Source organism: Aeromonas cavernicola (assembly GCF_002795305.1).
GTDB lineage: Bacteria > Pseudomonadota > Gammaproteobacteria > Enterobacterales > Aeromonadaceae > Aeromonas > Aeromonas cavernicola.
The window spans coordinates 1-13,676 of the sequence record NZ_PGGC01000060.1 but is presented as its reverse complement, the minus strand read 5'-3'; the positions used below and the strand labels follow the sequence as shown (position 1 = coordinate 13,676).

14 protein-coding genes are annotated in these 13,676 nt (G+C 56.4%); 10 read left to right on the top strand and 4 right to left on the bottom strand.

The window, feature by feature from the left end; genetic code table 11:
• Window positions 1-52: 52 nt before the first annotated feature.
• The 4 genes from CUC53_RS06740 to CUC53_RS06725 all read left to right on the top strand — a co-directional run bounded on the left by CUC53_RS06740 (window position 53) and on the right by CUC53_RS06725 (window position 3,198).
• Window positions 53-1,069: a glycosyltransferase family 2 protein gene (locus CUC53_RS06740; RefSeq protein WP_100293443.1), complete on the top strand. Its 1,017-nt coding sequence runs from the start codon at window positions 53-55 to the stop codon at window positions 1,067-1,069.
• Window positions 1,066-1,437 carry a GtrA family protein gene (locus CUC53_RS06735; protein WP_100293442.1) on the top strand — a complete coding sequence of 124 codons (372 nt, stop codon included), beginning with the start codon at window positions 1,066-1,068 and terminating at the stop codon, window positions 1,435-1,437. The genes CUC53_RS06740 and CUC53_RS06735 overlap by 4 nt, the downstream gene beginning before the upstream one ends.
• Entirely contained in the window at window positions 1,437-2,597 is a 1,161-nt protein-coding gene (locus tag CUC53_RS06730) for a hypothetical protein (RefSeq protein WP_100293441.1), read from the top strand. The genes CUC53_RS06735 and CUC53_RS06730 overlap by 1 nt, the downstream gene beginning before the upstream one ends.
• A 250-nt stretch (window positions 2,598-2,847) precedes the next feature.
• Window positions 2,848-3,198 carry a DUF3147 family protein gene (locus tag CUC53_RS06725; RefSeq protein WP_100293489.1) on the top strand — a complete coding sequence of 117 codons (351 nt, stop codon included), beginning with the start codon at window positions 2,848-2,850 and terminating at the stop codon, window positions 3,196-3,198.
• A gap of 104 nt (window positions 3,199-3,302) precedes the next feature.
• Here the strand turns inward: CUC53_RS06725 and CUC53_RS06720 are convergent, their stop codons facing one another.
• Both CUC53_RS06720 and tkt read right to left on the bottom strand, forming a co-directional pair.
• On the bottom strand, window positions 3,303-3,812 hold the full coding sequence (locus CUC53_RS06720) for a hypothetical protein (protein WP_100293440.1): 510 nt from the start codon (window positions 3,810-3,812) through the stop codon (window positions 3,303-3,305).
• A 275-nt stretch (window positions 3,813-4,087) separates the two neighbouring features.
• Complete coding sequence (gene tkt / locus CUC53_RS06715) at window positions 4,088-6,079, bottom strand: transketolase (RefSeq protein WP_100293439.1); 1,992 nt, start codon at window positions 6,077-6,079, stop codon at window positions 4,088-4,090.
• A 361-nt stretch (window positions 6,080-6,440) separates the two neighbouring features.
• On the opposite strand from tkt, the gene metK reads away from it, so the two are divergent.
• The 5 genes from metK to gshB all read left to right on the top strand — a co-directional run bounded on the left by metK (window position 6,441) and on the right by gshB (window position 10,998).
• Window positions 6,441-7,592 carry a methionine adenosyltransferase gene (metK, locus tag CUC53_RS06710; RefSeq protein WP_100293438.1) on the top strand — a complete coding sequence of 384 codons (1,152 nt, stop codon included), beginning with the start codon at window positions 6,441-6,443 and terminating at the stop codon, window positions 7,590-7,592.
• 145 nt (window positions 7,593-7,737) lie between these two features.
• Window positions 7,738-8,283: a SprT family zinc-dependent metalloprotease gene (locus CUC53_RS06705; protein ID WP_100293437.1), complete on the top strand. Its 546-nt coding sequence runs from the start codon at window positions 7,738-7,740 to the stop codon at window positions 8,281-8,283.
• 76 nt (window positions 8,284-8,359) lie between these two features.
• Window positions 8,360-9,052, top strand: coding sequence for an endonuclease (locus CUC53_RS06700; RefSeq protein WP_100293436.1), 693 nt, complete (start codon window positions 8,360-8,362; stop codon window positions 9,050-9,052).
• A 63-nt stretch (window positions 9,053-9,115) separates the two neighbouring features.
• Entirely contained in the window at window positions 9,116-9,847 is a 732-nt protein-coding gene (rsmE, locus tag CUC53_RS06695) for a 16S rRNA (uracil(1498)-N(3))-methyltransferase (RefSeq protein WP_100293435.1), read from the top strand.
• 197 nt (window positions 9,848-10,044) lie between these two features.
• Window positions 10,045-10,998: a glutathione synthase gene (gene gshB, locus CUC53_RS06690; RefSeq protein WP_100293434.1), complete on the top strand. Its 954-nt coding sequence runs from the start codon at window positions 10,045-10,047 to the stop codon at window positions 10,996-10,998.
• 56 nt (window positions 10,999-11,054) lie between these two features.
• On the opposite strand, the gene CUC53_RS06685 is transcribed toward gshB, so the two are convergent.
• Window positions 11,055-11,303, bottom strand: a complete 249-nt coding sequence (locus CUC53_RS06685; RefSeq protein WP_100293433.1) for a DUF2498 family protein — start codon at window positions 11,301-11,303, stop codon at window positions 11,055-11,057.
• Between the two features lie 141 nt (window positions 11,304-11,444).
• Entirely contained in the window at window positions 11,445-12,824 is a 1,380-nt protein-coding gene (locus CUC53_RS06680) for an MATE family efflux transporter (protein ID WP_100293432.1), read from the bottom strand.
• Window positions 12,825-12,942: 118 nt separating this feature from the next.
• Here CUC53_RS06680 and CUC53_RS06675 point away from each other — a divergent pair.
• On the top strand, window positions 12,943-13,676 hold a 734-nt coding region (locus CUC53_RS06675; protein WP_167386709.1), incomplete at its 3' end, for a helix-turn-helix transcriptional regulator.

Sequence of the window (13,676 nt, the reverse complement as noted above, 5' to 3'; positions counted from 1 at the left end):
GTCATCTTGTCAGCCCTTTTTCTCATTACTTTTCAAAAATAAGGACGTTCTCATGTCGCATTCTCATTTCCGACTCTCTTTAGTCGTTCCCGTTTATAACGAAGAAGAGAGCATCGACGCTTTTATCAACGCGATCGACACCGAATTGGCGCCACTGAAAGATCAACTTGAGATCGTGTTCGTCAACGATGGCAGCCGTGACCGTACCCGCGAAGTGGTCGAGCAGGCCATCGCCCGCGATCCGCGCGTGACCTTGGTCAACCTCGCTCGCAACTTCGGTAAAGAAGCGGCCCTGACCGCCGGTCTCCATCAAGCCAAAGGGGATGCCATCGTCCCGATGGACGTGGATCTACAAGATCCCCCCGCCCTGATCTTAGAGTTCGTCAAACTGTGGCAGACCGGTGACTACGACACCGTCTATGGCATCCGCGTCGATCGCAGCGCTGACACCCCGATGAAGCGCCTTACTGCCGGTGGCTTTTACCGCTTCTTCAACGCCCTCTCCACCAGCACCAAGCTGCCAGAGAACGCTGGGGACTTTCGCCTGATCGATCGCCGCGTCGTCGAGGCCATCAAACTGCTGCCAGAGCGTAACCGCTTCATGAAAGGGCTGTTTGCCTGGGCTGGCTTCCGTGCGGTGGGTGTCCCCTACGAGCGCCCCGCTCGCCATGCTGGCGAAACCAAGTTTAACTACTGGAAACTATGGAACTTCGCCCTCGACGGCCTGCTTAGCTTCTCCAGCTGGCCGCTGCGCGTCTGGAGCTACGTCGGCGTCGGCGTCTCCTTGGTGGCCTTCCTTTACATTCTTAAGATTGTCACCCAAGTGGTGTTCTTCGGCATTGATGTGCCCGGTTATGCCTCATTGATGTCGGTGGTACTGTTTCTGGGCGGTATCCAACTGCTGTCGCTGGGGATTATCGGTGAATACATCGGGCGGATGTTCGTGGAAGTGAAACAGCGTCCGGTCTACCTCATCGAAGGGATCTATGGCCAATATGCTAACTCAGCGCCAGATCAGCAGCCTGCGGCTAATACCCAACAAGATAAGCAGGAGCAGGCGCCGCAATGATCTCCCGCGAGGAATTCTGGCGATTGGTTCGTTTTGGATTTGTCGGCGGGGGGGCGACCCTCGTCGATCTTGGCACCTCTATCGCCCTGTTTCACACCTGGCCAACCATCTCTGAACATCTGGTCACTACGCTGGCGTTTGCCATTGCGTTCTGGTTCTCCTTTTTTGGCCATCGCTACATCACCTTTCAGAAACAGGGCGCTGTCGGCAAATTTCTGCTGGTGGCGCTCGGTTCACTGGCGGTGCGTAACCTGATCTTAAGCGGCCTGCTGCTGGCTGGTTTTGCAGGCCTGCTGCCAGTGGTGATAGCGTCGTTAGCCGTCACCGTACTCACTTATCTTCTTTCTCGCGTCTGGGTATTTGCCTAATGAATGACATCACCACCCTGCCCACAGGCAACACCGGCCCCTACCGCCCCTCGCTGGCCATTAGCGGCCGCGACTGGCTGATGATCGTTGCCGCCTTCGTGTTGAGCCGCGTCGCCCTGTATGGCATGGGCTATTTCGGCGTGCAACTCTATGGCGCCACCGACATCGGGCCGTTGCAGGCCTACTGTCAATTCGATTGCGTCTGGTTCCAGCGCATCATCGAAAATGGCTACGATCTCTACCCCCGCTGGCTCAGCAAGGGCAATGCGGCCAACTGGGCCTTTATGCCGCTTTATCCGATCTTATCGGGTGCCCTCTCTCATTTACTCAATGTAGAGAGCCTGATCGGCCTGATGCTGGTGGCGAATATCGGCTTTTTTGCCTCCCTGCCGCTGCTGCTGTTAGTGCTGCGCCAACTCAAACTGGGCGATGACACCGCACGATTTGGGGTCTGGTTACTGGCATTTTCCCCTTTTTCCGCCTATTTCGTCTCCGGCTATACCGAGCCGATGTTTATGGCGCTCATGCTCGGCATGTTTCTGTTTGCCTATCGGGAGCAGTGGTTATGGGTCGCGGTATTGGGGGTTGGCCTCTCTGCCACGCGCAACCTCGGGGTCATGATGGTCTTTCCGGTGTTGATCCTGGCGCTGCAAGCCTATGGCTGGCGTGAGTTTTTCCGCTTCACCGAGCGGGCTTTCAAGGTGGTGCTGACCTTGTGGATCATCCCATTCGGTCTATTTGCCTACATGTTTTATCTCTATCACCTGACGGGCGACGCCTTAGCGTTTAAACACATTCAGGTGGCATGGGGTCGCTACATGGACAGCCCCATCGACTGGTGGTTAAGCGGGTTTGAACTGGGGGGACGCAAAGCCTATCTCTCGATCATGGTGATGTTTGGCTGGTGCCTCAATCTCTATCTGTTCAGCCAAAAACGCTGGGCAGAGGCCACACTGATGTTCATCTGCTGCACCATTCCGCTGATGACCGGTTTAAACGCGATGCCCCGTTACATGTTTGGCCTTTACCCCACCCTGCTGGCCATCATTTTGCTGGCCCATCGCTGGCCTGCTATTCGCCCAGCGATATTGGGGATCAGCGGCATGACCGCCTCCTTTATTGCGGTGGCATTCGTCAACTTCAAGTTCTTTACTGTCTGATATGCAAAATCGTTATGCCATGGCTGCGTATAACTCAGTAAGCAGGTAATATTAAAAAAGAGACCGGCTGATGGCCGGTCTCTTTTTATCCACTGCCGCGTCTTTATTATTAAACATAAATTGCTATAGAGGGTTGATTGATATTTAGCCATCTATTTAACGTCATTAAAAATGTTCGATGGCAGGTCATTACTCTCACCTCTGAGTCATAATAACGAGGTATAACTTATCAAGACCGATGGGAATAGCTATGATTTGGCTGATCTTTAAATACATGATAACTGCCGCAATGGTTGTACTGATCTCTGAAGTTGCCAAACGCAGTGATAAATTAGGCGGGTTACTGGCCGCACTCCCCATCGTTACGCTACTGGTATTAGTGTGGATGAAGTTAGAAGGGCAACATCCTCAGAAAATTGCTAACCATGCGTGGTATACATTCTGGTATGTCGTCCCCACCCTCCCCATGTTCCTGATATTCCCTTTACTATATCAGCGTTATGGTTTTTGGTTGGCGCTAATGGGTTGCTGCGCACTCACTATCGTTTTATTTATAATGTGGTCAAAATTACTCAGTAAATTTGGTATCGCCTTGATGTAATATCGGTTGCGAATAAAATAGAAACCAGCTGGTAGCTGGCCTCTTTTTAGGTAACAGGAAGGGTGATTATTTTTACGGCATAAAATTAAAGAACGTTGCGTATATTAAACAGGACCACCCGCCACATCGGGATATGCTTTTACCCAAGGGTCCTCATTACCGGTTTCCTTATACCATCTCATGGTGGCATTGAATATCTCAATACCAACACGTATTGCCTCATCATTAAAACCACCTCGAGATGATGGCTCATAAGGATAACGACTTTCAACAAATAAAGCCTTATTCTTTTCAAAAAACGAACAATAACGAGAGAAATTCAATTTGTCATATATATCTCTGTCAATTTTTGCCGCTATTTCATTAAAGAGATGGACTTTTTGCTTTATCTCATACTGTTCACCAACTGTACCTTTACGCATGTTATTAGTGGGTTGAGATATAAAACTCTTCAATATTATCTCTATCGCAATTGCAGCATTGACCATAGCAACAGTCTGTAAATTTGGTTGCAACCAAATTACCTTGGCAGCACGTAGATAATCTGATGCTGTTTCTAACATATAGGCAGATTGATTTTTCCCTATCGCATCCAGTTTACTATTAGAACTCATTTTTTCTCCTTATCTATAGCTGAACGCCATAAAATAAAATCTGATAAGAAATTTAATTCCCTATCCATATATTCATTGTCAATTTTAATATACATAAAATTTCAAAAATATAGTTTATTTGCGTTTAATTAATTTCAAAAAAACATATTAACAATTAAGGCAGTATGATTCATTACTATCCACAACAAATTTCTTAAAATAAAACGCCCCTCATCTTGCGATGGGGGGCGTTTTATTTTCTAGCTATTGGGCCAAGCTGGCCCAATGGTCAGCGATTATAGGGACTCTGCGGTTGCAACCACGTTTTCCACGGTAAAGCCGAATTCCTTGAACAGCAGCTCGGCCGGAGCAGACTCACCGAAGGTGGTCATACCGATGATCTTGCCGCCAAAACCGACGTACTTGTACCAGTAGTCAGCAATACCCGCTTCGATAGCCACGCGTTTGGTGACGGAGGCCGGCAGGACGGACTCTTTGTACTCGGCAGACTGGGCGTCGAACACGTCGGTAGACGGCAGAGAGACCACCCGCACGGCACGGCCCTTGGCTGTCAGCTGCTCATAGGCGGCAACGGCCAGTTCCACTTCGGAACCGGTGGCGATCAGGATCAGTTCCGGCTTGCCAGCGCAATCCTTCAGCACGTAACCCCCCTTGGCGGTGTCAGCCAGCTGCTGGGCGCTGCGGTCCATCTGGGCCAGGTTCTGCCGCGAGAAGATCAGCGAGGTCGGGCCGTCGGTGCGCTCGATGGCGTGTTTCCAGGCGATGGCAGATTCCACCTGATCACAGGGGCGCCAGGTGCTCATGTTCGGGGTCAGACGCAGGGAGGCGATCTGCTCAACCGGCTGGTGAGTCGGGCCATCTTCACCCAGACCGATGGAGTCGTGGGTATAAACGAAGATGGCGCGCTGCTTCATCAGGGCGGCCATGCGCAGGGCGTTACGGGCGTACTCCATAAACATCAGGAAGGTGGCGCCGTAGGGGATGAAACCACCGTGCAGGGCGATACCGTTCATGATGGCGGACATGCCGAACTCACGCACGCCGTAGTGGATGTAGTTGCCGGAGGCATCGTCGTTGGTCAGGGACTTGGAACCGGACCACATGGTCAGGTTAGACGGTGCGAGGTCGGCAGAGCCGCCCATGAACTCCGGCAGCAGCTTGCCGAACGCTTCCAGCGCGTTTTGGGACGCTTTACGGGTCGCAATCTTGGCAGGATTCGCTTGCAGGGTTTCGATGATCTTGGCGGATTCAGCAGCCCAGTTGGCTGGCAGTTCGCCTGTGCTACGGCGTTTGAATTCGGCAGCCAGGGTCGGGTGAGCGGCTTCATAGGCAGCGAACTTGGCCACCCAGTCAGCTTCCAGCGCAGCGCCCTTTTCGCGGCCATTCCACTCGCCAGCGATATCGGCCGGGATCACGAACGGCGCGTGGTCCCACTTGAGGAAAGCGCGGGTTGCCGCAATTTCGTCTTTACCCAGCGGGGCACCGTGGCAGTCGTGGGAACCGGACTTGTTCGGTGAACCGTAACCGATGATGGTGCGGCAGCAAATCAGAGTCGGCTTGCCGGTCTCGGCTTTGGCGGCTTCGATGGCGGCATTGAGCGCGTCTGGGCTGTGGCCGTCAACATCCGCAATCACGTGCCAACCGTAGGCTTCGAAACGCTTGGGGGTATTGTCGGTAAACCAGCCTTCAACGTGACCGTCGATGGAGATACCGTTGTCATCCCAAAACGCAATCAATTTACCCAGTTGCAGGGTACCGGCCAGCGAGCACGCCTCGTGGGAGATCCCTTCCATCAGGCAGCCGTCGCCCATAAAGGCGTAGGTGTAGTGGTCAACGATGTCGTGACCCGGCTGGTTGAACTGCTCAGCCATGGCTTTTTCGGCGATCGCCATGCCCACGGCGTTGGTGATGCCCTGACCCAGCGGACCAGTAGTGGTCTCCACGCCCGGCGCATAGCCGTACTCGGGGTGACCTGGGGTGCGCGAGTGCAGCTGACGGAAGTTTTTCAGATCGTCGATAGAGAGGTCGTAACCAGAGAGATGCAGCAGGGAGTACAGCAGCATGGAGCCGTGGCCGTTAGAGAGAATAAAGCGGTCGCGGTCAGCCCACTTGGGGTTGTTTGGGTTGTGTTTGAGGTGGCTGCGCCACAGCACTTCGGCGATGTCCGCCATCCCCATCGGGGCGCCCGGGTGACCGGAGTTGGCTTGTTGAACGGCATCCATGCTCAATGCGCGAATGGCATTGGCAAGCTCTTTACGAGAAGGCATCGGAATCTCCTGCGATTGCTTCATTTAATGGCCTGATTGAAGGCGCATATTGTTCCAGCAGGGGGCGCGGGGTGCAAATGTTATCTGGGCGAATAAAGTTGCTTTGCGAGGCGAGTCGCTTTTCTTGCCGTTATGGCCGCCATTTCTCACAGCAGCACATTGATGACGTAGACTGAAATCAGCCAGCGACGATGGCTCACCGCCCAAAAAAGCGCCATTTAACGGTGCTTTATAAATAGTGCTGGCAATAAGGGGGGGGGCTAATTAATATGGACGTCCAGATGTAGATACATCTACCGCCCATCCTAACTTTTTCGGTTATTGCGTGCGCGATAGCCCCAGACAAGCTGAGAGTCTCACCATGGCAAAGCTGTTTACTTCCGAGTCGGTCTCCGAAGGCCATCCCGACAAGATTGCGGACCAGATCTCCGATGCGGTCCTGGACGCCATTCTCAAGCAAGATATTAAAGCCCGTGTTGCCTGCGAGACCTTGGTCAAGACCGGTATGGTGATGGTGGCCGGTGAAGTGACCACCTCCGCGTGGGTCGATATCGAAGAGATCGTGCGCGATACCGTGCGTGACATCGGCTACACCCACTCCGACATGGGTTTCGATGCCGACTCCTGCGCCGTACTGAACGCCATCGGCAAGCAGTCCCCAGACATCAACCAAGGGGTTGACCGCAGCGATCCGCTGGAGCAGGGCGCCGGTGACCAGGGCCTGATGTTCGGCTACGCCACCAATGAAACTGACGTGCTGATGCCCGCTCCTATCACCTACTCTCACCTGCTGGTCAAGCGTCAGGCCGAGGTGCGCAAGAACGGCACCCTGCCGTGGCTGCGCCCAGATGCCAAAAGCCAGCTGACCTTCGCCTACGACGACGCAGGCAAGATCTTAGGGGTGGATGCAGTGGTGCTCTCTACCCAGCACTGCGACTCCATCAGCCACAAGGATCTGGTGGAAGCAGTGCGCGAAGAGATCATCAAGCCGGTGCTGCCACAAGAGTGGATCACCAAAGAGACCAAATATTTCATCAACCCGACCGGCCGTTTCGTTATCGGCGGCCCAATGGGTGACTGCGGTCTGACCGGTCGTAAGATCATCGTCGATACCTACGGCGGCATGGCCCGTCATGGTGGCGGCGCCTTCTCCGGTAAAGATCCGTCCAAGGTTGACCGCTCTGCGGCCTACGCCGCCCGCTACGTGGCCAAGAACATCGTGGCCGCTGGCTTGGCCGATCGCTGTGAAGTGCAAGTCTCCTACGCCATCGGCGTGGCCGAGCCTACCTCCATCAGCGTTGAGACTTTTGGCACCGGCAAGGTGGCTGAAGCGCTGCTGGTCAAGCTGGTACGCGAGCACTTCGAACTGCGCCCCTATGGCCTGATCGAGATGCTCGATCTCAAGCGCCCGATCTACCAAGCCACCGCCGCTTATGGCCATTTCGGTCGTCCCGAATTTCCATGGGAAGCCACCGACAAGGCCGAACTGCTGCGCAGCGCCGCAGGCCTGTAAGGTTGGTGATAACCCACGGTGGGTGACACAAAGGGGAGCCGAGCTCCCCTTTTTGCTTACCCTGTTCATTGCTGACCACTGTTTGACTTGCGCACCAGCACTTGCTTAACCTCTCCTCTGCCATCTGACCCAGACATTAGCCTTGATGCCGTCCCTCTCATCGCAACTTGAATCCCAACTCGTGCAGCGCGTTGACGCCTGTTTTGTCCAAGCGCAGGCGCGCCTTGGCCGCACCTTTGCCCGCCCGAAAATCTACTGCAATATGCGGGGTCGGGCAGCAGGTGCGGCGCGGCTACAAACCTGGGAGCTGCGCTTTAATCCCACCCTCTATCAGGCTAATCAGCAGGCGTTTTTGGCCGAAGTGGTGCCCCATGAAGTAGCCCATCTGCTGGTGCATGCCCTGTGGGGGGAATATCAGGGACAAGGGCGTAGCAGGGTTCGGGTCTTGCCCCATGGCCGTCAGTGGCAGTCGGTAATGCGGGAGGTATTTGGCCTTGAGCCCAACACCACCCATCGCTTCGATCTGGCGGTACTGGCCCAGCCAACCATGCCCTATCGCTGCCTCTGCCAACAGCATCAACTGTCGCTGCGCCGCCACAACAAGGTGGCCCGTGGCGAGGCCCGCTATCACTGTCGCCGCTGCCAAGCGGCACTGGAGCCCATCGATCTCGCTGCCCCCTCGCTCGATTAAGTCACGCGGTGTCGCACCCTTGTGCTAGGGTGCGCACCTTCGTTTATTCGCCACGCTCTGATTATCAAGGATTGTCATGTTTCGCCCGTTATCATCTATTGCATTAACCCTGCTGGTTAGCCTCCCCCTCCATGCCCAGACCTTTCGTGAAGCCAAGCAAGAGCTCGTTAAGCTCTATCGCAGCCAGCCCACCGTCACCAGCTTCTACTGCGGCTGCGACATTGACTATCAGGGCAAACAGATGAGCCCGGATCTCGCCAGCTGCGGCTATCAGCCGCGCAAACAAGCCAAACGCGCCGCCCGCATCGAGTGGGAACACGTAGTGCCCGCTTGGGAGTTCGGCCACCAGCTCCAATGCTGGCAGGATGGAGGTCGCAAGAACTGCGAGAAGGTGAGCCCGGAGTTCAACCAGATGGAGGGGGACATGCACAACCTGTTCCCCGCCATCGGCGAAGTGAATGGCGATCGGGCCAACTACCGCTTCTCCGACTGGAATGGCACCCCCGATCAGTACGGCCAGTGCCAGATGCTGGTGGATTTCAAGGATCGCCGAGTGCAGCCGCCCAAGGGGCCTGTGCGGGGCCAGATTGCCCGCGCCTATCTCTATATGAGCCAGCAGTATGGGCTGCGTCTGGCGGCGCAACAGCGTAAACTGTTCGACGCTTGGGACAGACAGTACCCGGCAGAGGGTTGGGAGTGCGAGCGCAACCGCCGCATCACTAAACTGCAGGGCAATAGCAACCCCTTTATTGAAAAGCAGTGCCGATAACCCCATCTATGGACACAAGGGATTTAAAATCCCTCCTCTTGAACCAGAGACTGACACTGAGCCATGCGCATTCCACGTATCTATGAACCGGCCACTCTGCAGGTGGGCCAAACCCTCGCCCTGTCGGAAGACGGCGCCAACCATATCGGCCGAGTACTGCGGATGCAGCCGGGCCAGCAGCTTGAGCTGTTCAACGGCGACGGCAACCAGTACCCCGCAACCATCGCTAATGTGGGCAAAAAGTCGGTGGAAGTGACCATCGATAGCTGCGATACCCAATCGGTGGAGTCACCGCTGGCCATCCACCTCGGTCAGGTGATCAGCCGTGGCGACAAGATGGACTTCACCATCCAGAAATCGGTGGAACTGGGCGTCACCTGCATCACCCCACTCTTCTCCGAGCGCTGCGGCGTCAAGCTGCCGGCCGATCGGCTGGAGAAAAAACGCGAGCAGTGGCAAAAAGTGGTGATCAGCGCCTGCGAACAGTGCGGCCGCAACGTGGTGCCCGAGGTGCGCATGCCGATGGAGCTGGATGCTTGGTTGGCCGAACCGACCCAAGAGCTCAAGCTCAATCTGCACCCACGCGCCCCGTACAGCATCAACACCCTGCCCGTTCCCGAGCATGGGGTACGGCTGCTGATTGGCCCGGAAGGGGGATTGTCCGGCGATGAGATCGCCCGTACCGTGCAGGAAGAGTTTAAAGAGATGCTGCTGGGGCCGCGGGTGCTGCGCACCGAAACCGCCGCCCTGACTGCGATAACTGCGCTGCAGTGCCGCTTTGGCGATCTCGCTTGAAACCAGTCCAATGTCTTACTGCCAGGTCGTGATCAAGGCTCATGCGCTGCTCGCTTATTGGTAACCGGGAGGTCTCACGTATGTCTATACGCTCCGGTTCCTGCGCTGCTCTTTACCTTGCTGATGACCTCTCGCAACAGACTTTGAACAGGTTTTAAGAATCTCACTCGCAATCGAGCTACCAGAAGGATATTCGGATGACCATTAAACTCGGCATCGTGATGGACCCCATCTCGACCATCAACATTAAGAAAGATTCCAGCTTTGCCATGCTCGAAGAGGCGCAACAGCGCGGCTATGAGCTGTTCTATTTGGAGATGCAGGATCTCTACATGGAAGCTGGTCGCGCCTTTGGCACCATGCGCCCGCTCACCGTCAAGCAGGACTATTCCAACTGGTTCACCCTAGGCGAGGTGGTGGATCAGCCGCTCTCTGAGCTGGATGTGATCCTGATGCGCAAGGATCCGCCGTTCGACACCGAATTTATCTACGCCACCTACATGCTGGAGCGGGCCGAAGATGAGGGTTGCCTTATCGTCAACAAGCCGCAGAGCCTGCGCGACGCCAACGAGAAGCTCTACACCGCTTGGTTTGCCGAGCACACCCCGACCACGCTGGTGACCCGCCGCGCCGACAAACTGCGCGCCTTCCACGCCCAGCATAAGGATGTGATCCTCAAGCCGCTGGACGGCATGGGCGGCGCCTCCATCTTCCGCATGAAGGAGGATGACGCCAACGTCGGCGTGATTATCGAGACCCTGACAGCCCACGGCAGCCAGTACTGCATGGCGCAGACCTATCTGCCCGCCATCAAGGAGGGCGACAAGCGGGTGCTGGTGGTGGACGGTGAACCGGTTCCCTACTGCCTCGCCCGCATTCCGGCGCAGGGGGAGACCCGTGGCAATCTGGCGGCCGGTGGCCGTGGTGAAGCGCGCCCCCTGAGCGAAGCCGACTGGGCCATCGCCCGTGCGGTGGGCCCGACCCTGAAAGCGAAGGGGCTCATCTTCGTCGGTCTCGACATCATCGGCGATCGGCTGACCGAGATTAACGTCACCAGCCCGACCTGCATCCGCGAGATTGAAGCGGCCTTTGACGTGCACATCACTGGCATGTTGATGGATGCCATTGAGCGGCGGCTGGCCAAAGGGTAAGCGACGCGATCACTGCCACTGCCGCTCGCCTAATTGGGGCGGCAGTGGCGGGCACATCAGCTGAGTTGATAGGTGCCAGAGAGCTGCTGGGCCAACAGTTTAAACATATTGAAGACCGCCATGGTCTTGCCGGTCGGGGTACCATCTTCGGCCAAGAAAAACTCCCCTTTAAACACCAAAATATCGCCCTTTTGCACCACCGAATCGGCCCGCATCCCATGGATGAAGTCCTCATGTTCGGTGATGATCTGGTTGGCGATCGCCAGCAGGGCGGTTTCGCTGATCACGGTTTTTTGTGGTTGCATCGGTGGCTCCTTTTTAATCCACAACTGAGCCAAGGCGGGCTCATGGGCTCTACTTGAACTCATGGGCTCTGCTTGAGTAGAGGGCTAGCATACTGCAGGAGAGGATTTGCTGTCATTGATATGACGCCATGTTAACGGCCATTAGCCCATCACCAGGTTTTTCAACCAGCGCCGTTGCCGGATCCGGCGCTGCACCAGCAGCAGCTTGCTCAGCTCCTCTAATAGCACCACCGCCACCACCCAAGAGAGTGGCCAGCCAAGCACGCTGACCGCGCCCCAAGCAAGGGGCAAGCCGATGCACCACATGCCCACGATGTCGATAAAAATGGTGTAGTTGACATCGCCACCAGAGCGCAGCACCCCGACAATCCCCACCATATTGAACACCTTGAGCAACATGCCAAGGCACATGATAGCGAGCACCTGTCCCGCTTCGGTCATCAGCTCGGCGGGCAAATTGCCGACCCACTGCAACAGGTTGGTTTGCAGCAGCCAGACCGCGATCCCCACCAGCAGGGCGCCGATGGGGGCGAGCAGCAAAAAGAGCTGGGAGTGTTGCCACGCGGCGTCGTACTCCTCGGCCCCGAGCCGATGACCCAGCAGGGTGGAGCAGGCGACCGCCAGCCCGAAGAAGAGCGAAATCAAGATGCTCTCAAGGGTGCCTAGGGTGGTCATGATGGCAAGCGAATCGGTGCCTAAATGGGCAAACAGAAAGCCATAGATCAACATGCCGAAAGCCCAGAGCCCATCATGAAACAGCAGCGGCAGGGCAATCAGGGTAAAGCGCTTCACCTCCTTGCCCCGAAAAGCGGCCAACCAGTCAGCCTTACGCGGGATCAGGCGCGCCTCATAACGCTGCACGTAGATCAGCAACAGGACGGTTTGCAGCAAACGTGACAGCGTCGTGCCCCACGCCGAACCGGCGACCCCCATCGCCTCGCAGCCGAAGTGGCCGAAGATCAGGGCATAGTTGAGGATGACGTTAGCGATGATGGCGATAACACCGATGCGGGTTGGCGCCGCGGCATTGCCGACCGAGCGCAGGGCTGACTCTAGCGGCACCACGATGGCGGTACAGAGGATGGTGGCGCCGGTGATCATCAAGAATTGATCCGCCAGCAGTCGCAGCGCCGGATCGTCACTGGCAAAGCCGAGCACGCTGCCCGGCGCCAGCACATAGAGCAGCGCAAAGGGTAGGCTGACCAGCAGCGCGCCCACCAGTGCCAACGCCAACGAGCGGCGCACCCCAGCCAGTTCGCCCCGCCCGAAGTATTGCGCCGCCAACACCGAGACCCCGCCAGCCAACCCAGCGATCACCAGCAGGTTAAAGAAGAACACCCGGTTACCCAGCCCGACCGCCGCCACCTCAGTGGTGCCGAGCTGGCTCACCATCATGATGTCGATAAGGCCAAGCAGCGAAAACATCATGGACTGCAATGACACTGGCAGCGCCAGCCGCCACAAACGGGCCATGAACTCGCGATCGGTGGTTTGTTTTAAAATCGCCTGCCAATAATTCATTTCTGTTAACCGAATGGATAAAAATTGAGTTTTCATCGCTATGATAGGGGAAATAGCAGTAGGCTTCGCTGTGAGTGGATCTCGACTTTATTGTGCAAAACTATCTTATTGAGGTGCTATGGCGTTTATCAGTGAATGCCTAGAGATTGCCCCCACCTGCGAGGAGCGGATGCTCGGGCGCGAAGGGCTGCCGCTGCTCGGTGAGGCGGGTATTTTTCTCACTGGGCTGTCGACCTTACGCGATCACTACCTGATCCGCCGTAACCGCCCCGAGTTTCACATTCTGCTGATGAGCCATGACCAAGGTGGGGCGCTGCTCACGGAGAGTGGGGAGCTGCCGATTGCCGCCAAATCGCTGGTGTTTCTGCCCGCAGCGGTGCCCGGTGGGCTCACGTTGGTGGGTGATCAGTGGCAGATTAGTTGGGTACTGCTGGACGATGTGCCACGCTGGCGCCATCTGCACCGCTTGGGGCATCGGATCTGGCAAGGGGATGAGGGCGATCAGCTCTACCACCTGCTCAGCCTGATACACGCAGAGGGGGGACGCTCGCCCCTGCAGCCGCAACTGCTCAGCCTGTTGTTGGCGCTGCTAGAGCGCACCCTACAAGGAGAGGTGCGCGGTACCCCAACGCGGCGCCTGCAGGCGCTGTTTCGCAAAGTCGAGGCGCGGCTCGATGAGCCTTGGTGTGTGGCCCGACTGGCCAGCCAAATGGCCTGCTCGGTGCCCCATCTGCACCGACTCTGTCAGCAATGCCTTGGCATGGGGCCAATGGCAAAGGTGACCGAGCTGAGAATGAACAAGGCCCGCCAATTATTGCTCTACACCAACTGGCCACTTAGCGAGCTGGCGGC

Excerpts from the sequence above, each read along its gene's own strand:
- CUC53_RS06685 (WP_100293433.1), bottom strand. The coding sequence starts at position 11,303 with ATGCAACCACAAAAAACCGTGATCAGCGAAACCGCCCTGCTGGCGATC.
- metK (WP_100293438.1), top strand. The coding sequence starts at position 6,441 with ATGGCAAAGCTGTTTACTTCCGAGTCGGTCTCCGAAGGCCATCCCGAC.
- CUC53_RS06735 (WP_100293442.1), top strand. The coding sequence starts at position 1,066 with ATGATCTCCCGCGAGGAATTCTGGCGATTGGTTCGTTTTGGATTTGTC.
- CUC53_RS06705 (WP_100293437.1), top strand. The coding sequence starts at position 7,738 with ATGCCGTCCCTCTCATCGCAACTTGAATCCCAACTCGTGCAGCGCGTT.
- CUC53_RS06720 (WP_100293440.1), bottom strand. The coding sequence starts at position 3,812 with ATGAGTTCTAATAGTAAACTGGATGCGATAGGGAAAAATCAATCTGCC.
- CUC53_RS06725 (WP_100293489.1), top strand. The coding sequence starts at position 2,848 with ATGATTTGGCTGATCTTTAAATACATGATAACTGCCGCAATGGTTGTA.
- gshB (WP_100293434.1), top strand. The coding sequence starts at position 10,045 with ATGACCATTAAACTCGGCATCGTGATGGACCCCATCTCGACCATCAAC.
- CUC53_RS06730 (WP_100293441.1), top strand. The coding sequence starts at position 1,437 with ATGAATGACATCACCACCCTGCCCACAGGCAACACCGGCCCCTACCGC.
- rsmE (WP_100293435.1), top strand. The coding sequence starts at position 9,116 with ATGCGCATTCCACGTATCTATGAACCGGCCACTCTGCAGGTGGGCCAA.
- CUC53_RS06740 (WP_100293443.1), top strand. The coding sequence starts at position 53 with ATGTCGCATTCTCATTTCCGACTCTCTTTAGTCGTTCCCGTTTATAAC.
- tkt (WP_100293439.1), bottom strand. The coding sequence starts at position 6,079 with ATGCCTTCTCGTAAAGAGCTTGCCAATGCCATTCGCGCATTGAGCATG.
- CUC53_RS06680 (WP_100293432.1), bottom strand. The coding sequence starts at position 12,824 with ATGAATTATTGGCAGGCGATTTTAAAACAAACCACCGATCGCGAGTTC.
- CUC53_RS06700 (WP_100293436.1), top strand. The coding sequence starts at position 8,360 with ATGTTTCGCCCGTTATCATCTATTGCATTAACCCTGCTGGTTAGCCTC.